Source organism: Methanobrevibacter sp., assembly GCF_045114555.1.
Lineage (GTDB): Archaea > Methanobacteriota > Methanobacteria > Methanobacteriales > Methanobacteriaceae > Methanobrevibacter.
This window is the reverse complement of sequence record NZ_JBGUKT010000004.1, coordinates 1-21,347: the sequence shown is the minus strand read 5'-3', so window position 1 is coordinate 21,347 and position 21,347 is coordinate 1. Positions and strand designations below refer to the sequence as shown.

The following is a 21,347-nucleotide window of genomic DNA, read 5'->3' as shown; positions in this document are numbered from 1 at the left end:
CGTCTCCATAATAAATATTATAAATTTTATTAATAATTGATTACAACTGAATTATTAACTGGCTAATGCAATAATTAGTTCATAAAAATTTATCATAAGTATGAAAATTACAATAAAAATTTTAATATTAATAAAATTTATCTAAATTTTAAATAAATCATGAAAAGCAAGTGAAATGTAAATTTAGATAAAAAATTATTTTTATTTTTTAATAAAAATTGATTTAAATTCTAAAAAATCCATTTGCTTATCTAGATGTAATAATATATTTGTTTAAAGGAATATATAAAGGTATCGCATTATTTTAATTTTATGATTATTTTTTCATATAGTTTACTCTATAACTATATGAATAATCATAGCAAAAGTCAATAATTTTGATAGCTTATAAAAATTGAAAAATCCCTTTTTTAAAATTATGAATTATGAGAAAAATATAAAAATTATTAATTGAAAAATCAATGAAAATTGTTGTAAAAAATAGAAATAGTATACAATACCTGAAACAATAACTAAAAAAATTAAAAATTTAAAAATAGCAAAAATATTTTTTTGAAAATAAGCTAATAAAATAAAAATAATAATAAAAATAATAAATAAAAAAATAAAATTTAAAATTTTATTTTAAAAACCAATAATTTTAGTCAGCACAAGGATCAAGATTGAATGCATATCTGTATTCTTGGTTTACAATATTGGAACCTTCAAATCTAGCATCGATTATGCTTGAAATCTTTTCAATGGAATCGAGTGAAAGCTCTTTTCCTTCTGCTATTGGGAAGAAGAAAGTGATTACATCATCGGTTATAAGGTAATTCAATTCAAAATCTTCCTTTTCAAATTCGCCTTTAAATACTTCAGTGAGTTTTTCTTCTATATTCTTTTCAAGATTTGCCATAATTTCACCTCATATTAAAGTTATATAAACATTATGCAATATTACATATAAACTTTTCATCTATCCAATAAGCCGAAAGGGTTTTTAATCCATGTCCAAACTAAAGTTCAAGCTGCTTGCCTGATGGGTTATTGAACCTAAAGAGATAATGTCCACATCCAATGGTGCATAATCCAATATGTTGTCTTCAGTGATTCCGCCGGAAATCTCAATCAAGACATCTTTTCTCAAATCCTTTTCTTCCAATGCATTTAGAGTGTCTTGAGCTTCCTGAGGAGTCATGTTATCAAACATGACAATGTCTGCACCGTTTTCACAGGCAATGATTGCATCTTCAGTTGATTCAACTTCAATTTCAATCTTTTTGGAAAAGCTATTGTTTTCTTTAGCCAATTCAAGAGCCTTTTTGACTGAACCGACAACAGCAATATGATTGTCCTTAATCAAAATCATGTCATCCAATGCATTCCTATGACTGTCTCCCCCACCAATTGCAATAGCTAACTTATCATACTTCTGAAGTGCAGGAGCAGTCTTACGGGTTCCTGCAACCCTTATTTTAGGGTTCACATCATGAACCTTATTGACTATCCTATTTGTTATGGTAGCAACACCAGACATTCTCATAAGCAAATTAAGTGCAGTGCGCTCTAAAAGAAGAATCTTGCGGGCATTACCTTCAAGCTCTAAAAGGACATCACCTTCTACAATCTCATCCCCATCCTTTTTAGAGGATATGATTTCAATGCCATATTCTAAAAACATTTCCTTTATGATTTCAATTCCTGCAAGGATTCCATCATCTTTAGTGATTAATTTAGCATAAAATATCTTATTTTCTGGAATTAATGCGTTTGAAGTGATATCTCCAAAACCTTCATCCTCTCTAAGCATGTACTTTATAATTTCATCCATTTTTACACCAAAATTATTGAAAACATTTATAAAAAATCTAATATTAAGTACAATAATATATGTTTTAAACCATTAATATATATTACATATCAAATCAATATTTAAATCAATTTATATATGTAAATTAACAAAACATTAATCATAAGACAAAATATAATTTAATTTAGCTATTCAAACCGGAAATAGCTGATAAAATTTATAATTTAAGTGATTTTATGGAAATTACATTTTTAGGAACCTCATCTGCAGTGCCTTCAAAATATAGAAACCATGCAGGAATAATTTTGAAATACTTTAAGGATACACTGCTCTTTGATTGTGGGGAAGGAACACAAAGACAATTGACTTATGCTAAGATAAGCCCTATGAAAATAGACAAGATATTCATCAGCCACTTTCATGGAGACCACATCTTAGGTTTGGCAGGACTAATCCAATCCATGGGCTTTAGAGGCAGAGAGGAAGACTTGGATATCTATGGGCCTAAAGGACTGGAAAAGATAAAAACTGTGATTTCCAACTATGGATTTTTCCAAATAAATTTCAATATAAACATTCATGAAATCGATGAAGGAATAGTTGTGGAAACTGATGAATACATCATCAAGTCAATAATTGCAGAGCATAACATTCCAAATATCGCTTATTCAATTTATGAAAAGAAAAGGCCTCGCTTCTTAAGGGAAAAGGCAATTGAGCTTGGAGTTCCAGTAGGCCCTGCCTTTGGAAAGCTTCACAGTGGCCAAGAGGTTGAAGTGGATGGGAAGATAATCAAGCCCGAACAGGTATTAGGACCTCCAAGAGCTGGAAAGAAAGTCACTTACTCTGGAGATACAAGACCATGTGAAAAGCTGATTGAACTTGCTAAATACAGTGACGTTCTTATTCATGAAGCAACTTACGAGGATGCCGACAAAGACAAGGCAATTGAAAATTGCCATTCCACATCAAAGGAAGCTGCAGAAATAGCTAAAGAGGCAAATGTCAAATTATTGGTCTTGACTCACATAAGCACAAGGTATACAAGTGATTTGAATATAAAGAATGAAGCTAAGGAAATATTTGAAAATACCATTGTGGCAAATGACTTTACTGAAATTAACATTGGAAAAGACAAGACTTCCATAAATTTCAAGAACATATTAACCGTAAACAATGATTAAAAAGAATAGAAAACTAATGGAAACTATTATTAAAAAGAGAAGAAAAAATAAAAGAGGATAGGGATAAAATGGATTTCACATCTCAAGTATTGGACGTTATGTTTCATCTTTTTAATTTAAGAAATATCATATACATTTTGCTGATTATAATAGGTGGGCTCATCTTCATCAGAATAGGGGATAAAATGCTCACTAAGCTAGAGCAAAAATTCGATTTGAATCTCACCGCCCATTATCTATTTAAGGACATAGTGAAATACACAGTGATTATTGTAGCCATTGCATGGATATTGCATGTTCTTGGAATCAACTTGGAAAGCATCATAATCAGTTTAGGTGTTGTAGGTATTGTAATAGGTTTTGCATCACAAGACATTGTCTCCAACTTCATTTCAGGAATCTTTGTAATCAGCGATAAAAGAATCAAAGTTGGAGAGGTCATTGAAGTCAATGGATTTAAGGGAACAATAAAGAAAGTCGGATTCAGAAATACGACTATGATAAATCAGGACAACTACGAAATAACAATCCCTAACTCTGTTTTATCAAAAAATATCTATAAGATGTATAAGCCAACTGAAGACCATAGGCTAAGAATCATTGCAACATTGCCTCATGGAATGAATATCCCTGAATTCAAGGAAGAGCTTGATAAGGTCATGTATGAATACGATTGGGTCGTTAATGATAAAACAACAATATTTTCAAAGGATTATACAGAATGGGGCCCTAAAGTTGAGGTAAGCTATTGGATAACAGATTATAAGTACATTGACTGCGGTAAAGTCACAATCTTAGAAAATATCAATAGATTGATTGATGAATATAGAAAGAATAGAAAAATAGAAATAAAGTATAAAAAATAACAATAGTTAATTTTTTTAATCAAAACGAATAAAGATAAAAAATAAAGATAATATTATACTAAATATTACTAATAATCCTATTGTAAAGAGGGTTAAAAATGACAAATGAATTACAGAAAGAAATTATTCAATTGAAAGAAGAAAAGAATGCGATTATACTCGCACACAATTACCAACCTAAGGAAATTCAGGAAATAGCTGATTTTCTTGGAGACTCATTAGAATTATGCATTAAAGCTAAAGAAGTAGAGGATAGAGATATTATTGTCTTCTGCGGAGTAGACTTTATGGCAGAAACTGCATATATGCTAAACCCTGACAAAAAAGTTTTAATCCCAGATATTGAAGCGGAATGTCCTATGGCACATATGCTTACCGGAGAGCAAGTTAGAGAAGCAAAAGAAAAATATCCTGATGCTGCAGTCTGCTTATATGTAAACAGTCTTGGTGAAGCAAAAGCGCAGTCAGACATTCTATGTACCTCTGGAAATGTAAAAAAGGTTGTAGCAAGCTTAGAACAGGATACAATTCTCTTTGGACCAGACAACAATCTTGGAGAATTTGTACAACCATTTACTGACAAAAAGATTATCCCTATTCCAGGTGACGGCCACTGTTACGTTCACAAGTTATTCCACAAAGAGGATATTGAAGATGCAAGGAAAAAATATCCTGGTGTAGACATCTTAATTCACCCTGAATCCAACAAAGAGGTTCAGGAAATGGCAGATTATGTCTTAAGTACTGGTGGAATGCTTGCACATGTAAGGGACAGCCCGGATAAGGAATTTGTCATTGGAACCGAAGTTGACATGATTACAAGACTTAAATCAGAGTGTCCAGACAAAACCTACTACCCATTGCTTGAAGGAGCTATTTGTAAAACCATGAAACTCCACACATTGGAAAAAGTAAGGGACTGCTTAATAAATGAAGAACCTAAAATTATCGTCCCTGATGAAATAGCTGAAAAATCAATCAATGCTGTAGAAAGAATGCTTGAAGCATCTAAATAAAAATAGTAAATAAAAATAGTAAAATAATCAATTAGATAAAAAGAAAATTTCTTTTTATCATTTTCTCTTTTTTTATAAAATCTAAAATTTTAATAAAAATTAAACAATTAATATTTCTCAAAATGAATTTTGCTTTTATCAAAGTCTTTTTCTGTATAAGCTTGCTTGAATTCACCTTTTCCACCAATAGCTACAAGGTTTAAAACTGCATAATCATCAGGAATATTCAATAGTTCACGGATTTCCTCATCTGAAGATTTTCTCTTACCCATTCTATTGCGTATATGAACCCAACAAGATCCAAGACCGTACTGTTCAACTGCAAGAAGAATATATGAAGAAGCGATAGCACCATCCTCTATCCAAAACTCTCCACGATGAAGATTGACCATTACAACTACAACTGCACTTGCACCAATAATCTGACTTCCACCTAAACTTTTGCAAGCAGCTAATTCTCTTATAGTATCTTGATTTTTAACCACAACAAATTCCACAGGACGATGACCAAATGAACATGGTGCTGTAAGAGCAACCTTCATAATTTCATCTAAAATTTCATCATCAATAGGTTCTCCATCATATTTGCGGATAGACCTTCTGGATGCTGTTAATTCAAATAAATCATTTTTCATCTTAATCCTCTGTTAAATTAATGCAACGAACGAATAATGTTTTAAAAAAACTTATTTCATGTCTTCCAAGAAGCTTGCAATGAAATAAGTCATTTCAATTTCTTCCCTTTTAATGAAATCTTCAAGTTTAAAATGTGCATCATCTGAAGCAAATGGGAAGAATTTTCTGGAATAGAATATATTTAGGAGCAAATCACCATCTTCTACAATGGTTTCCCCTTCCAAGTTATTCAATAAAAAGTCTAATTCCTTTTCACTTAAATCAGACACTCTATATGTTACATAGTGCATTTGATCTTCAGTTTCGCCATAATCTTCAACTTTAACGCTTAACATATTTATCCCTTTTAATCTCTTAATTAAACTATGTTCTTTTAAATTATAATATTTTTCTAAAAAGATTTGATGAAATTAAAAGAATCATGTCCATAAATCTGTAATGAACATTGGACTTGCATCGTCTGCCTTTTCAAAACCGCAATGCTCATAGAACTCAATTTCATCATTATAGGAAACAACAACTATACGCAAATAATCATTATACTTGTCAGTCACTCTTTTCATCATTTCCTTTCCAATTCCCATTCCCTGATAATCAGGTCTGATAAGAACATAATGGACATAAGCAGTCATTATTCCATCATCCATTGCACAAACCATGCCAACTAACTTCTCTCCATCCCATGCAGAACAGACTGTTTCAAAGTTTTTCATTGCAATTACAAGCTTGTCTGGAAAATGTCCAGAAGACCAATCAACTGATAAGAATAAGTCTTTTAAATCCTCTTCCTTAAAATCATGAATATCCCTATAAGTTATTTCCATTAAAACACCTTTAAAATAATAATAATAATAATAATAATAATAATAATAATAATAATAGATTAATTGTCCCTAAATTCCTTAATGAACTCTTCCAAATCCTCTTTTACCTTAAACAATTCATTAGAACCAACATGACCCATGCAAGAGTCAAAAATAAGCAATTTGTTATTTTTAATCATTTTGCTCATTGGAATAGCATCAAGATTCGGTGGGAAGTATTGGTCCTGATTAATGGCTATAATCAAGACTTTAGCAGTGATATTTTCCAATTGGTCTGTCAAATCATAATCTAATGAAGAGTTATTCATATAAATCAAATCATTAGGATCCTCTTCCAAGCTTTCCTCTGCAAACTCAGCCATAGCAAGCTCAATTTCCTCATTTGTCATATTGTTTCTATATTCCTCTCTTGATAATCCATAGCAATACATTGCATCTGATGAAAGCTTTAAGCTTCTCTTTAATGAGTCTGAAAGTGGCAAATCATAAGCACCTTCATTATAATCAGGGTCTGATTCCAAAATATTGTTCATGATCTTGCTTAAGGCATAATTATGTCCACCTACCTTAAAACTGCTAACAAGAGAAATGATAAAATCAACAGAATCAGGATAAACACATCCCCAAGTCAAGACTTCAAATCCACCCATAGAGTTTCCAATTAGCCCTTTTACATGAGTGATTCCGAATTTTTCTTCAATAAATTGCTTCTGGAAGTTTACCATATCTTCCACATCATACTCTGGAAACCTATTCATAAGCCCAGTTGTTGATGGGCTAGCAGAACCGGGACAGCCAAGAGCACTGACTGAAATGAAGAAGAATTTATCTGTATCAAATATCTCTCCGCTACCCATATCCTCAGAAATGCGTCTTGCAGAGTGACAGCTTCCACTTGAACCGTGGAAGTAAATCACTGCATTTGAAATGATTCCATTATCATCATACTGTGGAGTTCCAAAAGTAATGTATTCCACTTTCGCATCCTTCAAGACTTCTCCGTTTTTAAATTTGAACTCATCTAAAGTAAAATACTCTGCATCAATAGATTCTACATCAAACATGATATCAACCATAAAAATTAGAAAAATAAGAAAAAATAGAAAATAAAAAAATCATCAGTAAATTAATAATCATTTTCTAAATAATCATTGTCTAAAATCCGATTTTATTTTAAACCTAAAAGTTTAGCGGCATTTTCATAAAGAATCAAATTGCGCTCTTCTTCAGTTAAATCTATTTTATTAAACATTTCCATCTCGCTTGTTGATTCCCACATTGGGAAATCAGTAGCCCATAAGACCTTATCTGCACCATATGCATGAATCAAATCCTTTGCAGTTTCAGGAGACAATGCATATAAACTTGAGCTACAATCAACAAATAAGTTAGGAGTTCCTGCCAATTCTTCTGTTGCCTTTTCCCACATGCTCCAACCTGCAAAATGAGCTCCGATAACTGTGAGATCTGGGAACTTCTCAAGGAAAGGCCTTAAATGTTCAGGGTTTGAATAATTATATCTGAAATCCCCGCAATGTATCATTATTGGTAATCCTCTTTCATTGATTGCCTCACCCATTTTAAATGCCTTTTCATCATTTAAGGCGAACTGCTGGAAATCAGGATGAACCTTTACACCTTTAAGACCAAGTTCAATAATATAATCCAAGTCACCTTCAATATCTTCACTATCCGGATGCAATGTTCCAAAACCTGTAAAAAGGCCTGGATGGGATTTTACTTCAAAACTGATGAATTCATTGATTGACTGAACTTGTTTTGGAGTTGTTGCAACTGAATGTATAAGATAATGGCAAACCCCTACCTTGTCCCCATCTTCAATCAAATCATTTACAGTCCCATTTAAAGACATATGAAGGTCATAAAAATCACGAATACCCTTAACAGCCTTTGCTGCAATCTTGTCTGGATAAATGTGACAATGAGAATTAATTACTTTTTGCATATTAAATTAACCGCCTAAAAAAATTATAAAATCATAAAATATTTTCTATTAATTAATTTGTATCAAATCATTTAAAAAAGTTTATATTACCAGATTAAGTAATTTAAATAAAAATAAAATGAAAAATTAAATAAGAAAGAAAAATAGAAATGGGAAAGATTAATAGGATAATAAAAAGTTAAAAACTAAATCTCGCTTCCTTTAACTTTTCCCTTAATCAATCTGTCCACATAGAGTTCAATGTATCCATAAGCTATTACGGAACCTAAGAAACCACCTAAAAGCATGCCGTAATAAATTCCACGCTCGCCCATATTGAATACAAATCCTAAAAGGTATGCGAAAATCAATACAAGTACAAATTCCCTGAATGTAGTTAAAATAAAGGAAGTTGTTCCTTTCCCTAATCCTTGGAATACATTTCCTGCACTTGCACCGAATGGGACATACAATATAAAAAGGCACATCAATTGTATGAATGAAGCAATCAATGGCTCAAGATGTGAACTTGCCTCTGAATATGAGAATATGAATGCCACCTGATTAGCAAATACAAAGAGCAATATGCAAACGATGATTGATGAGATTAGACCTAACTTAACGGAATATCTGCATGCAGTTCTAATGTTTTCATACTTTTTAGCACCATATGCAACACCTGCAACAGTAATCGCTGCAGTTCCAACACCAATAGCTGGAAGCAATCCTAAGGATATGATTCTCCAACCTGCAGTATAAACAGCAACTGCAACTGAACCTGAAACCAAAGTGAGCATATAATTGACGGTAACAGCAAGAGCTGCCATGATCAATTGTTCCAAGCTTGCTGGAATTCCTACAACTAAAATGTCCTTATACATTTTAAAATTATTATGGAAATCTTTTCTGTTATAGGACAAGTAGGTGTCCTTTTTAATGAAAATCCAATATAACATCATAAAAAGACCAACGAGAGGAGCCAATCCTGTTGCAAGAGCTGCACCGGAAATTCCCCAACCAAAGACGTAAATGAATATTGGATCTAAAATCATATTGACAACCGCAACCATAGCGATAGGTAAAGTAGCTCTCTTTACATCTCCTTCAGCCCTAAATGCTCCTCCAAAAATAGGTGGAATTAAAATAGGGGCTGTAAAAGCAAAGATGATTATACCATAATCCATTGCATAACCCATTACCTCACTTGCACCCATTATCTTCAATAATGATTCCAATACAAGTAGGAAAAAGACTGTGAGAACCAAGGAAATAACTACACTTAAAATAGCTGAGTGAATTGCAGCATTATTTGCATCATCCTTTTTCTCAGCACCGATATAACGGGAAATAAGGGAAGTTGCACCTGCACCAATCCCATTTCCAAATCCTACAAGCACCATAAACAACGGAGTTACATAACCAATTGCAGCAAGAGGCCCAGGACCAAGTCCTGCAACCCAAATACTATCTATAATATTATTCAAGAAGATCAATAACATACTAGCTATTAAAGGCCAAGCAAGCTTATTAATAGCTTTCTTAGGGTCTCCTGTAATCATTTCAACATTTTCATTCATTTCCATAATAATCATTTCCTAACTATTATTTATATATAAATAGTCATATATAAATATGAATATTAAAAAACAAATCATAAATGACCATCGGAGAAAAATTAAATTAAAGAGAGGCATTAAATGACACATGAAAGGAATTTTCGGTTGCTAAACAAGAAATTTAGAGAAATGTTTTTTCCAACATTGCTTGCATCAATAGCTGGAAACTTTGCAATTCTGGTAGATGCATTGATTGTCAGTATACTTTTAGGATCTTTAAACCTATCTGTCATTCAAAGCATAGAGCCTATAGCACAATTTCTCAATATGATCTATTGGTTAATAGGTTTTGGAGGCAGCATTCTTGCTACAACTGCAAGGGCAAGATTTGACAAAGACCAAGCCAATTCCCTATTTACGATTTCTCTAATCAGCATAACCGTTATTGGATTAATAATTACAGTATTTGGGCTTCTATTCCCAGATTTTTTCACTCAGATATTATGCAATTCCAATGAATTAAGGCCGCTCGTTAAAGACTATTTCCTGATATTTATCATAGTTTCACCGTTCATGTGTTTCATGATAGTTTTAGCTTACTTCATTAAAACAGATGATTCCATACCATTGCAATTTAAAGCGTTTCTTATGGCAAATGGTCTGAATGTGATTGGAGACTTGGCATTTATACCATATTTAGGTATTAAAGGTGCTGCATTGGCAACTACTGTATCATATATTGTAGCTTCAATTTACATATCCACTTATTTCTTTAATTCTAAAGGAACATTTAGATTTGTTAAAGTTAAACTTTCAAAAGCTCTTGCTTATATGAAGGACATCTGTAAAACAGGACTTTCCAGTTGTTCAATCCCCCTATATCAAACAATCAAATTGCTTGTAATTAACTCTTTAATATTGGGAATTGCAGGAAAAGTTGGATTATCCGCATTCAATATGTGCTACAATACCCAATTTTTAGTAGGAATATTCATTTTCGGTACAACACAGTCAATATTGCCAATCATTGCAGTCTATTTCCAAGAGGGGGATTATAACGGAGTGGACTATGTTGCTAAAAAGTCATTGAAGATAGTGCTTGGATTTGGAATATTCTTCACCCTGCTCTTTGCCATATTCCCACAGACAATATTATACTTATTCTCTGTAAGTGACCCTTCAGCAATCCCTACTGCACTGAATGCAGTTAGAATCTACGCATTAAGCCTTTTAGGATATGGAATAAACTTCCTATACATATTCTATTCCCAATCAGTGCAATACAACAAAATAGCAAATATCGTTACAATCCTTGAAGGATTAATATTCCCAATTCCTTTAGCATATGTATTTGGCCACTTTTGGGGAATAAACGGAATTTGGTTCTCACTAGTATTTACAGAAATAGTTACATTCATATTCATTTGGTTATACTCCAAATATGTCACTAAAAAAAGCAATGGCCAATACTCTGGATTCTTCCTAAACTATAAAGATGAGGAGGCATCATTCATGGAGTTTACCATTCCAGGAAATAAGGAGGATGCGATTGCACTCTCCAAAGAGATTAAGGATTCCTACTCCAATCCTAATATTTCAGAGGAAGTCAGCTTTGCAATTGGAAACCTTATCGGCCATATTCTTGATATAAATGAAGGATTGGATTGGATAGATATCATTATTAGGGAGACAAATGATGCAATATTCCTTTCAATAAAAAGTGAAGGTGTGGAATTCAAATATGAGGAAGATTTTGAAGGAGTAAAATCAGACTATTTTGCTATTAAGGACATTGTAGATAATATTGAGTATTCTCAAATATTAGGATTAAACAATACTGTAATCACCATCAATAAATAGCATGGAAAAATTAAAATACTATCCAAACAATAATTTAATAAGAACAAAAAACACCAGCATCTATTAAAAATAAAAGAAAAAATCAAAAAATAACACTAAATGATAAGATGAAATATAAAATTTTAGAAAATCCAAATTATGAAGAGACTTATGAACTTATTGAGGAAGGCCTTAGGAAAAAGGCAACCATATTGCTTTTTGCATGCTGTAGAGTTAGTTATGAAGGTCGTGCATTAAGTGAACTTGATTATGGTGAAAGAATTATAATGATGAAGCCAGACGGATGCTTCTTGATTCATCAGGATAATAAGGTGGATCCAGTAAACTGGCAACCTCCTAAATCAAGACCAAGAGCATATATCAAAGACGAAATACTATTCTTGGAAAGCCATAGGCGCAGCCCTCCTGAAAGATTGGAAGTAGAAGTTAGAAAAGTCCATTACGCTAACTATAACCTAATTGAAGATTATGAAGAGCTTGAAAGAGCAGGCTATGAAAAGGACATGGGAGACATGATTTGGGAAAAGCCCCACATAATCGAGGAAGGATTCCGTCCAAGCGTAAGGGAATATGCTACAGAGCATGGATTCATTGACATTCTTGGAAAGGACAGTAAAGGAAACCTTATGATTCTTGAATTGAAAGCACGTAAGGCCGGAATAGCTGCAGTGAAACAGATCAGAAGATACTTGTCTGACTTTGAAAATAGGGAAAACAAGGAAATCAAAGGAAAAACTGGAGAAAAACAGAAAATCAGAGGTTTGCTTGTAGCACCTTCAATAGGTGACGATGCACTTGAACTTCTTGAAGAGGAAGGAATCGAATTTGTAGCTATAGAGCCTCCAAGAGAACTTAAAAAGGATAAAAAGGTTACTTTAGATGCCTTTGGATAGAACTTATGTTTAAACATTGATGATTATTATGGATTTTATTTCAACTTTACTTATTGCAATTGCACTGGCAATGGATGCATTCAGCGTTTCACTTACTAAAGGATTCACATTAAAGAAAATTACCAAAAGCCAAGTCTTATGGTTTGCAATATTCTTTGGAGGATTTCAGGCCTTAATGCCTATTCTAGGTTGGTTAGGTGGGATTCAACTTGAATGGCTCATAACTACATTCGCTCCTTGGATAGCATTTATCCTGCTTCTTTTGATTGGATCAAACATGATTAGGGAAAGCTTCTCCAATGAAGAAGAAGAGGATTCATCTGATAAGTTTTCATTTAAAGAGTTGACATTGCTTGCAATAGCTACAAGCATAGATGCATTTGCAGTTGGAATAACCTATGCAGTATTAAAAACAGATATCTTAATCCCAATAATCATGATTGGAGTTACAGCATTCATATTCACAATCATTGGCCTTTATTTAGGTAAAAAAATAGGAAATTACTTTGGAGGCAAGTTTGAAATTCTGGGCGGAGTAATCTTAATCTTGCTTGGTGTAAAAATACTCCTTGAAGGATTAGGAATATTGGTTTTATAAAAATAGTTAAATGAGCTTTAGAATATTAAAGCTCAAAATCTTTTTTTAATAATAATTAAAGATCTAAAACGAATTTTTGCCCACTTTCTTTCTTAAGACGTTCGATTTCTTCCTTTTGATGTCTTATAGCATAATCATTATAAGGCTTAGGGGATAATGTATGTCCATCATACTCTAATTTATAAATAACATACTCATCAGTATCTAAAGAAATAGTGTCCTCAGCGGATTTTAATTCAAGGGCATTCAATTCTTCCATAATTGATTGGTACTCTTTTTCTTCCTGTTGAATAAGCTCATCCAAATCTCTTTTTTGCATGGATTGATTGAGCTGCATGCCTAATCCAATCATCCCATTGACTTCCTTTCCACCAATTTCAAATACAGACACTCTTATATGTTCCATTTGCTTAAGCATATGATCCAAAGTTGGTTGAGTTACAGGTTTTTCTCTTGCAGTCCCAATGATGTTTATTTCATAATCATTTTCCCAATCCTCAATTTTATAAACTGCATAATTGATATTGTCACATTTAATTTCTTTTTCTTCAGCCATATTATCACATTATTCTTAAAGATTATTAAAAGATATTTTTTTAAATTTTAAAAATTTTCATTTAAATATTAATTTCTAATTACTTAATAAAATAATTTGCCTTAATTGTTTAAAATATCCTTAAAATATGTTAAATTTTAAATATAAGATTAAATATAAAGATTAATATTAGTATATATTATAATATATTAAAGAATTTTTATAAGTATTTTTAATCTTATTATTGAAAGTAGGAGGTTAAAATTTGGTAAAATATTGTCAAGAGTGTGGAAATGCAAGTTATGACAGTGCACCAGTTTGTGGTAACTGTGGTGCTAAACTTCCTCCAAAATCTGAAGCAAATTCCAGACCACCTAAGTTAGATGATAAGTTCAAGCCAGGAGTAATCACTAGCACTAATGATTCAATATTCTCCGGCAGTTCATCCGGCTTTGGAAAAGGAATATCCAGCAAATTAGGTAGCTTCGATTTAAGTAAATTTAGTAGTGTTTCTAGAGAGAAAGAACAAAAAAGTCACGCTCAAGCTCAACAAAGTTCTAAACCTTCATTTAGCAAAACAGCAACTGAAGGATTCAAGCAAAAAGATAAGGGAATTAAAGACCCTGCTAAAAAATTCAGTTCTTCAAAAACTGAAAAAATCACTAGGGAAATTAAAAAAGAAAGCCCTAAGGAAGAAAAAGTTAAAAAATCAATTCCTAAAAAAGAGAAGAAAGCTGAACCTAAAGTCACTGAAAAATCAAGTGGCGGCTCCAGCATAAACATTAGAAAAATTGCAATTGTAGCAATACTCGCAATAATCATTCTCTTGATTGCAGGAATTGGAATCAATGGACTACAAAACCAAACCACTGATGAAGTGAAAACTTATTCTGATGGAATAATCAGTTTCAATTACTCAGGAAATTGGTCCATGTACAACAATACAGATGGAGACAGCAATTCCAGCGATATTGCATTTAAAACTAAAGATAACACATTAATTGGATTTACTACAATTCAAAGTGATGACATCACCTATGATAAGATCATAAGTGACATTAATGCAACATCCCAATCCTTGAACGGTGAGGTTTTAGATGCTGAAACTTATGATGTTGGTGGAATCCCATCCTTGAAAATGACAATCAGCACTGCAGACCAAGGATATTCAAGATACTACTGCACATTACGTGATGGAGTATACTATAGCTTTGTCATAAATAACGGCAAATCAAGTAATCATGACATCAGCGCTTTGAATACAACTGAAATCCAAAATATGATTAATAGTATTAGTTTCCCAACAACTGACTATGAAAGCGCAGATGGCGCTGAAGCAGCTTAAAACTAATCTATTAATTTTTTATTTTTAACTTCCACTTAAAAATAATTACTTTTTCTTTTTTATTTTTCTTTATTTTTTAATTTTTTTAATTTAAAATATTATATAATTTACAATATTGTTTAATTTAAAATATTTTTCAAAATATTAGTCTATTTTTTATTTTTTATTATAATCAATTCCACGAGGTAAAAACATGAATACAATTAAAATAGCTCTTTGTCAAATGAATGTGGTGGACAATAAGGAACAGAATATAGAAAAGGCCATTCAAATGATTAAGGAATCTAAAAAGCAAGGAGCTGATTTGGCTGTTCTTCCGGAAATGTTTAATTGCCCCTATGAAAATGAGAAATTCATAGAATATGCTGAAAGATTGGAAGATAGCAAAACCTTAAATGAAATAGCTAATGTCGCAAAAGAAGAAAACATTCATGTTTTGGCAGGATCTGTACCTGAACTTGAAAGAGATGATGAAAAAGGCACTGAATCAATATACAATACTTCAGTTTTCTTTGACAATGCTGGAAAACCATTAGGAAAGCATAGAAAAATGCATCTCTTTGACATAGATGTTAAGGGGAAAATCTATTTTAAGGAATCAGATACATTAAGTGCAGGAAATGACTTCACAATAATCAAAACAGACTTGGCAAGCATTGGAATTGGAATCTGCTATGACATAAGATTTGTGGAACTTTCAAGAATCATAGCATTGAATGGAGCTGAAATATTAATTTTCCCAGGAGCTTTCAACTTGACTACAGGCCCGGCACATTGGGAACTCCTATTTAGATCAAGGGCATTGGACAATCAAGTTTATGCAATTGGAGTTGCACCAGCATTGGATAAAGATGCAAGTTATAATTCTTATGGTCATTCAATAGCGGTTAATCCATGGGGAGAAGTTATTGAGGAATTGGATTACAATGAAGATTTAAAAATCGTTGAAATCAATTTGGATGAAATCAAAAGAATTAGAGAAGAGATTCCTGTTTTAAAGAATAGAAGAACCGATTTATATGAAATAAATGAAAAATAGATAAAATAAAATTTATTCATGAAATAAACATGAAATTTCATGAAAAATAAAAATTATAAAAAATAGATTAAAATTTTGAAAAATTATAAAAATATTGGAAATATTAAAAATTATTAAAAAAAAAGAGAAAATTAATTAAAATATTATTTTAATTTTGCTAATCTCTTTTCAAAGTAAGCTAATTTTTTCTCATTATCAGCAAACACTTCACATGCGGTTTCCAAGACTCTTACTTCATTGTCATAGTCATTTTCCTTTCTATAGAGAACGCATAATCTTTTATAAGGAGCATCTTTTGGCTGTTTTGATTCAACATACCTTTCATATTCCTTAATTGCCTTTTTAAGATTAGCTTCTTCCATTTCTTTGATGGTACTCATTGGAATGACTTTAACAATAGCTTTTCCAGAGGCCTTTGCCTTTTTTCTTTTTTCAGCTTTTTTGATTGCCTTATTACAGGATTTCTTGAAGTCCTTGTCTTCCTCATTTTTTCTTGCCTTTTTGATTAACTTAATTGAATCATCAGTAGCGAGGTCTCCTAAAGCCTGAACTGCTGCTAACTTTACACCCCAATCCTCATCTTCAAGACATTTTGCAATGCTATCCAATTCATCTTCTGCTTGGAGTTCTCCTAAAGCCCTTACAGCAACTTTTCTAACTCCGAAATCCTCATCATCAATGGATTCAACGAAATAAGGAATAACCTTTGGATCTTCAGTTTCCTTAAGCGCAAATGCTAAAAATCTTTTATCCTTTCCTTCCGCATTTGCAAACTCTTCAATCAATTTATCTACAGCTACATCTCCCATATTACCTAAGATTTCTGCAGCTTTAAAACGTACCTGTGCATTTTCATCAGTGGTAGCTACGATCAATGGATCAATAATCGCTTCATCATTAACTTTTTCCAAACTTGCAATAGCTGATTTTCTAGTAGCCACATCTTCATCCTTTAATGCTTCAATAGCTTCTTCAATTGATAAATTTCCTACCATATTAAATCCTCATAAAACTAAAATAATTAAATAATCAAATAAATTAAAATTAATTTCTAAATTTAATTCTTAATTTAATAATATTTCTTAATTTAATAATATTTAAGTTAAAACTAATATTTAAATTAATTTGAATAAATAAAAACTAAACTATAAAATAAATAAATTACATAAATAAATGAGTAACTATTTTAAAATAAAAGACAATACACCAATATTTTAAAATTTAAAGATTTGATAATATGATTAAAAAACAGACTAAAAGCTATTCAAAAAAGGAAATCTATAAAAAACTCCATCCTTATGTCAAGGAATGGTTTGAGAATAGCTTTGAAGACTTTACACCTGCACAAAAACAAGCGATTCCTGAAATCCACAAAGGGAACAATATACTTGTTTCATCACCAACAGGGTCTGGGAAGACCTTGACTGCATTCCTATCTGTGATAAATGAACTGACTGCTCTTGCAGACAAAGGGGAACTTGAAGATAAGGTTTATTGCATTTACATATCTCCACTAAAGGCATTGGACAATGATATTGAAAGAAACCTGGAGCAGCCACTTAAGGAAATAGAAAAAATAGCTGAAAAGCCATTAGGAATCAGAAAAGCTGTTAGAACTGGAGATACTACCCAATATCAAAGAACAAAGATGTTAAAGCATCCTCCACATATCCTAATCACAACACCCGAAACATTGTCAATATTGCTTGTTGCCCCTAAATTCAGGGAAAAATTGTCACATGTAAAGTATGTGATCGTTGATGAGATTCATTCATTGGCTGAAAACAAAAGGGGAGTTCACTTAAGCTTATCATTAGAAAGATTGCAACATCTAATCGGCGGTTTTACAAGGATTGGATTATCTGCTACAGTCAGCCCACTTGAAGAGGTTGCAAAATTCCTTGTAGGATATGAGTATGGGGTTGAAAGGGACTGTATCCTAGTGGATATCAATTATCTGAAGGAGTTGGACATAGAGGTTATCTCTCCAGTAGACGATATTGTAATAGCTGACGATGAGGATACAAGAATGGCAACTTATGCCTTAATAGATGACCTGGTAATGGAACATAAGACAACTCTCATATTTACAAATACTCGTAGTGCTACAGAACGCTATGTTTACAACCTTAAGAAACTTTATGGAGAACATTTCAACAGCAATAACATTATGGCACACCACTCTTCACTGTCAAAAGAATCAAGACTTGAAACTGAAGAAAAATTGAAAAAAGGGGAACTTAAGGCGGTTGTATCCTCCACCTCTCTTGAACTTGGAATAGATATCGGTTACATCGACCTTGTTATACTAATCAATTCACCAAAATCAGTTTCAAGAGCCCTTCAAAGAATAGGTAGAAGTGGCCATAGATTACATGAAAAATCAAAAGGAAGGATAATCGTTACAGATAGGGACGAACTTGTAGAATGCTCTGTTCTCTTGAAAAATGCCAAGGAAGGAAAAATTGACAATATAAAAATCCCTAAGGACTGTCTTGATGTGCTTTCACAGCACATTTATGGAATGGGAATCGAAAACCCTTGGGACATCGATTATGCATATGATGTAATCAGAAAAAGCTATTGCTATAAGGACCTGGAAAGGGATGAATATGAGGATGTACTAAGCTATTTGGCAGGAGAATATGTGGAACTTGAAGAGCGTTACGTTTATGCTAAAATCTGGATTGACTATAAGGAAAATACCTTTGGAAAGAGGGGAAAATTGGCAAGAATGCTTTATTCAACAAACATTGGAACCATACCGGACCATTCTGCAGTCATTGTAAAATGTGATGGTGAGCCAATAGGAAAGGTTGAAGAGGACTTTATGGAAAAACTGAAAAAAGGAGACAGTTTCGTTCTAGGTGGAAGAACCTATAAATTCAATTATGGAAAAGGGATGACCATAAACGTTTCTCCAGCATCAGGACCGCCTACAATTCCTTCATGGTATTCAGAGCAATTGCCTCTTGCATTTGACCTTGCGGTAGACATCCAGAGGTTTAGATACATTCTTGAAAGCAAGTTCCAATATGGAAGGTCTAAAGAGGAAATAATGGAATTCCTTCATGAATATCTCTATGTTGATGAATTTGCTGCAAATTCCATCTATGAATACTTTAATGAACAGTTCCTATATGCCCAAATCCCTCATAGGCAAAAGCTTCTTGTTGAGTATTACACAGGATTTGGAGGAAGAAAATTCGTAGTTTTCCATAGCTTGTTCGGTAGAAAGACAAATGATGCAATTGCAAGGGCTGTAGCTTATGTGGCAAGTGACAGAAACAAAAGGAACATTACAATTTCAATTACTGACAATGGATTCTACTTAAGCTCAGATGGTAAGATGGGAGCATTGGAAGCCTTGAAAAGATTGACTCCAAACAATTTTGAAAACATTTTGATAAGGTCACTTGACAAAACCGAAACCTTGGCAAGCAGATTCAGGCATTGCGCTGGAAGATCATTAATGACCTTAAGAAGATACAAAGGCCATGAAAAGTCAGTGGGAAGACAGCAAGTTAGAGGAAAAATACTCCTAAAATACATTCAGGAAATGGACAATAATTTCCCAATACTCAAGGAATCCAGAAGGGAAGCCACTGAAGATTACATGGACATCAAAAATGCCAAAAGGGTCATTTCATGGATTTCAAGCGGTGAAATGGAAATCAAGACAATAAATACAATCATTCCAAGCCCATTTGCATTTAATTTGGTATCACAAGGATACTTGGAAGTCCTTAAGCAGAACGATAAATCAGAATTTACCAAAAGAATGCATAGGGCAGTTATAGAAAAGATAAAAGAGCAAATGGAAAATGATTATTATTAATTTAATAAATTGATTAACTTGCTATTAAAAAAAGCAAAGTTTAAATAGTTGATAACTAAACTTAAATACGTGAAAATTATAATAAAAAAAGCAATATTGTAATTTAAATAATTAATGTAAAATGAGGTGATAAAATGGCTAAAATGAGTTCAGTGTTTTTAGGATTCCTATTGACATTAGTCGTTTATTTATTCTTCGGACGTTATGAATTCTGGGGTCTTTTAATCGTGGGATTCATTGTCGGATACATAGCTCACGAAGGAATATTGGGAGGAATGTGGAATGCAGCACTTGCAGGAGCATTCGGAACAATTGTAGCATCATTCCTATTCATCTTACTTGTTACTGTAGGGGGAACCGCATTGATGGGGCCTCTTGGAGGACTTAGCGGATTCACAGTATCTGGAGTTTCAAGCTTATTCATTATTATCTACAATATAATAAAATATATGATAACTATGGGTATAACTGGTGCTCTTGGTGGAGCTTTAACTAGTAAGAAAGATTAAATAATTTTTAATATTTTTCTTTTTTATTCTTTTTTTATTAATTTACTTAATGTTTTTCACCTTAACTGTTTTTCTTTTTTAAACACTTTTCACTTTTTTTAATTCAAATTTTATCAATTTATCCTAATTTTTAAAAAAAATATTAAACTTTAAATTATATGAAAAATAAAAATCTAATTTAGAAAAATAAATAGGAATCATAAAATTTTTTTTAATTAAATAATGATTATGAGCTAAATATAATTTTAAAGTTTTAGGTGATTTAATGGTAGATGCAGAAAAGGCAAAACAACCTAAAGTAAAAAAGAATAAAAATTCTAATTTACCTGATATAAATTTAAAATCATTGATATTCGGTGCGGCAGCATATGCGTTTTTCCCACTTGTTGCAACCCAATATGGAATAGATCTTTTAATGGCATTTTCAGCTATTGGGCCACTTTATATTGGTTATGAAGCAAAATCCTATCTTAAAGCAACCATTTTAGGAATCGTTGGTGCAACACCACTTCTCTACATGGCATTTGCTGGATTTTTAGGAGCATACACCCCAACTGAAATGGGAGACCTTATTACAAGTGTGGCAATACTTGGTCTTGGTGCATTGATGGCATTCTTTGGAGCTTACCTCTACCAAGGAAGAGCAAAAGCTAAAGAGGAATATGAAATTGCAAAAGGCACCAAAGGAACTAAAAATGTTCCAGTTAAACCAAAAGAGAAAAAATTCGAAGATACTGGTAATGTTAAAAAGAACATTGCTAACTTATTCCTTCCAAAAGGCAGAAGGAAAAAATAATTTTAATTCAATGAATTCCATTTGGAATTCTCAATTCTTTTTTTATACAATTCTTTTTTTTAAATCTCAAAAAACAAAAAACTATTTTTACACAGAACTTACTATTTTTAAAAAA

At 32.3% G+C, this 21,347-nt stretch carries 21 protein-coding genes; 11 read left to right on the top strand and 10 right to left on the bottom strand.

Annotation, left to right across the window (positions count from 1 at the left end):
- Positions 1–640 precede the first annotated feature (640 nt).
- Complete coding sequence (locus tag ACJMLB_RS00675; protein WP_298537875.1) at positions 641–898, bottom strand: hypothetical protein; 258 nt, start codon at positions 896–898, stop codon at positions 641–643.
- A gap of 84 nt (positions 899–982) precedes the next feature.
- Positions 983–1,813, bottom strand: a complete 831-nt coding sequence (gene nadC / locus ACJMLB_RS00670; protein WP_405322847.1) for a carboxylating nicotinate-nucleotide diphosphorylase — start codon at positions 1,811–1,813, stop codon at positions 983–985.
- A gap of 215 nt (positions 1,814–2,028) precedes the next feature.
- Between nadC and rnz the strand changes: the two genes are divergently transcribed.
- The 3 genes from rnz (at position 2,029) to nadA (ending at position 4,858) form a co-directional block, all read left to right on the top strand.
- The gene (gene rnz, locus ACJMLB_RS00665; protein ID WP_405322845.1) at positions 2,029–2,976 is read left to right on the top strand and encodes a ribonuclease Z; all 948 of its coding nucleotides are present in this window, start codon (positions 2,029–2,031) and stop codon (positions 2,974–2,976) included.
- Between the two features lie 185 nt (positions 2,977–3,161).
- On the top strand, positions 3,162–3,842 hold the full coding sequence (locus ACJMLB_RS00660; RefSeq protein ID WP_405322843.1) for a mechanosensitive ion channel family protein: 681 nt from the start codon (positions 3,162–3,164) through the stop codon (positions 3,840–3,842).
- 98 nt (positions 3,843–3,940) lie between these two features.
- On the top strand, positions 3,941–4,858 hold the full coding sequence (gene nadA / locus ACJMLB_RS00655; protein ID WP_405322841.1) for a quinolinate synthase NadA: 918 nt from the start codon (positions 3,941–3,943) through the stop codon (positions 4,856–4,858).
- Positions 4,859–4,965: 107 nt separating this feature from the next.
- Here nadA and ACJMLB_RS00650 read toward each other — a convergent pair whose 3' ends face one another.
- From ACJMLB_RS00650 to ACJMLB_RS00625, 6 genes are all read right to left on the bottom strand, one after another.
- A complete protein-coding gene (locus ACJMLB_RS00650; RefSeq protein WP_405322839.1) occupies positions 4,966–5,493 on the bottom strand; it encodes a nitroreductase family protein in 528 nt (175 codons plus the stop codon).
- Between the two features lie 51 nt (positions 5,494–5,544).
- A complete protein-coding gene (locus ACJMLB_RS00645) occupies positions 5,545–5,829 on the bottom strand; it encodes a DUF5750 family protein (RefSeq protein WP_405322837.1) in 285 nt (94 codons plus the stop codon).
- Positions 5,830–5,913: 84 nt separating this feature from the next.
- Entirely contained in the window at positions 5,914–6,318 is a 405-nt protein-coding gene (locus ACJMLB_RS00640; protein WP_405322835.1) for a GNAT family N-acetyltransferase, read from the bottom strand.
- Positions 6,319–6,377: 59 nt separating this feature from the next.
- Positions 6,378–7,382 carry an alpha/beta fold hydrolase gene (locus ACJMLB_RS00635; protein WP_405322833.1) on the bottom strand — a complete coding sequence of 335 codons (1,005 nt, stop codon included), beginning with the start codon at positions 7,380–7,382 and terminating at the stop codon, positions 6,378–6,380.
- Positions 7,383–7,486: 104 nt separating this feature from the next.
- Positions 7,487–8,284 (bottom strand): amidohydrolase family protein, encoded by a 798-nt coding sequence (locus ACJMLB_RS00630; protein ID WP_405322831.1) that lies wholly within the window; start codon positions 8,282–8,284, stop codon positions 7,487–7,489.
- A 185-nt stretch (positions 8,285–8,469) separates the two neighbouring features.
- Positions 8,470–9,846, bottom strand: coding sequence for an MATE family efflux transporter (locus tag ACJMLB_RS00625; RefSeq protein ID WP_405322829.1), 1,377 nt, complete (start codon positions 9,844–9,846; stop codon positions 8,470–8,472).
- Between the two features lie 114 nt (positions 9,847–9,960).
- On the opposite strand from ACJMLB_RS00625, the gene ACJMLB_RS00620 reads away from it, so the two are divergent.
- The 3 genes from ACJMLB_RS00620 to ACJMLB_RS00610 all read left to right on the top strand — a co-directional run bounded on the left by ACJMLB_RS00620 (position 9,961) and on the right by ACJMLB_RS00610 (position 13,170).
- Positions 9,961–11,679 (top strand): MATE family efflux transporter, encoded by a 1,719-nt coding sequence (locus ACJMLB_RS00620; RefSeq protein ID WP_405322827.1) that lies wholly within the window; start codon positions 9,961–9,963, stop codon positions 11,677–11,679.
- 107 nt (positions 11,680–11,786) lie between these two features.
- Positions 11,787–12,572: an endonuclease NucS gene (gene nucS, locus ACJMLB_RS00615; RefSeq protein ID WP_405322825.1), complete on the top strand. Its 786-nt coding sequence runs from the start codon at positions 11,787–11,789 to the stop codon at positions 12,570–12,572.
- Between the two features lie 28 nt (positions 12,573–12,600).
- Complete coding sequence (locus tag ACJMLB_RS00610) at positions 12,601–13,170, top strand: manganese efflux pump MntP family protein (protein ID WP_405322823.1); 570 nt, start codon at positions 12,601–12,603, stop codon at positions 13,168–13,170.
- Between the two features lie 55 nt (positions 13,171–13,225).
- On the opposite strand, the gene ACJMLB_RS00605 is transcribed toward ACJMLB_RS00610, so the two are convergent.
- A complete protein-coding gene (locus ACJMLB_RS00605) occupies positions 13,226–13,726 on the bottom strand; it encodes a hypothetical protein (protein ID WP_295604939.1) in 501 nt (166 codons plus the stop codon).
- A gap of 244 nt (positions 13,727–13,970) precedes the next feature.
- Between ACJMLB_RS00605 and ACJMLB_RS00600 the strand changes: the two genes are divergently transcribed.
- Together ACJMLB_RS00600 and ACJMLB_RS00595 are read left to right on the top strand one after the other, a co-directional pair.
- Positions 13,971–15,050: a hypothetical protein gene (locus ACJMLB_RS00600; RefSeq protein WP_405322821.1), complete on the top strand. Its 1,080-nt coding sequence runs from the start codon at positions 13,971–13,973 to the stop codon at positions 15,048–15,050.
- A 193-nt stretch (positions 15,051–15,243) separates the two neighbouring features.
- Positions 15,244–16,089, top strand: a complete 846-nt coding sequence (locus ACJMLB_RS00595) for a carbon-nitrogen hydrolase family protein (RefSeq protein WP_405322819.1) — start codon at positions 15,244–15,246, stop codon at positions 16,087–16,089.
- 143 nt (positions 16,090–16,232) lie between these two features.
- Here the strand turns inward: ACJMLB_RS00595 and ACJMLB_RS00590 are convergent, their stop codons facing one another.
- Positions 16,233–17,084 (bottom strand): HEAT repeat domain-containing protein, encoded by an 852-nt coding sequence (locus ACJMLB_RS00590; RefSeq protein ID WP_405289355.1) that lies wholly within the window; start codon positions 17,082–17,084, stop codon positions 16,233–16,235.
- Between the two features lie 242 nt (positions 17,085–17,326).
- On the opposite strand from ACJMLB_RS00590, the gene ACJMLB_RS00585 reads away from it, so the two are divergent.
- From ACJMLB_RS00585 to ACJMLB_RS00575, 3 genes are all read left to right on the top strand, one after another.
- Entirely contained in the window at positions 17,327–19,927 is a 2,601-nt protein-coding gene (locus ACJMLB_RS00585) for an ATP-dependent helicase (RefSeq protein ID WP_405322817.1), read from the top strand.
- Positions 19,928–20,061: 134 nt separating this feature from the next.
- Complete coding sequence (locus tag ACJMLB_RS00580; protein WP_295604929.1) at positions 20,062–20,436, top strand: DUF5518 domain-containing protein; 375 nt, start codon at positions 20,062–20,064, stop codon at positions 20,434–20,436.
- Positions 20,437–20,701: 265 nt separating this feature from the next.
- Positions 20,702–21,232, top strand: coding sequence for a hypothetical protein (locus ACJMLB_RS00575; RefSeq protein WP_405322813.1), 531 nt, complete (start codon positions 20,702–20,704; stop codon positions 21,230–21,232).
- The last annotated feature ends 115 nt before the right edge of the window (positions 21,233–21,347 follow it).